The 424-nt window shown below is 55.0% G+C and carries 1 rRNA gene; it reads left to right on the top strand.

From position 1 onward, the window contains the following. Nucleotides 1–424 (top strand): 16S ribosomal RNA (locus BHE89_RS21240); the annotation flags it as partial.

The following is a 424-nucleotide window of genomic DNA, read 5'->3' as shown; positions in this document are numbered from 1 at the left end:
CTCAGATTGAACGCTGGCGGCAGGCCTAACACATGCAAGTCGAGCGGTAACAGGAGAAAGCTTGCTTTCTTGCTGACGAGCGGCGGACGGGTGAGTAATATATGGGGATCTGCCCGATAGAGGGGGATAACTACTGGAAACGGTGGCTAATACCGCATGATGTCTACGGACCAAAGCAGGGGCTCTTCGGACCTTGCGCTATCGGATGAACCATATGGGATTAGCTAGTAGGTGGGGTAATGGCTCACCTAGGCGACGATCTCTAGCTGGTCTGAGAGGATGATCAGCCACACTGGGACTGAGACACGGCCCAGACTCCTACGGGAGGCAGCAGTGGGGAATATTGCACAATGGGCGCAAGCCTGATGCAGCCATGCCGCGTGTATGAAGAAGGCCTTAGGGTTGTAAAGTACTTTCAGCGGGG

This window comes from Shigella sp. FC1967 (assembly GCF_001743005.1).
Classification (GTDB): Bacteria; Pseudomonadota; Gammaproteobacteria; order Enterobacterales; family Enterobacteriaceae; genus Proteus.
Note: the sequence above shows the minus strand (reverse complement) of the source record. Positions and strands in the feature narration are given on the sequence as shown.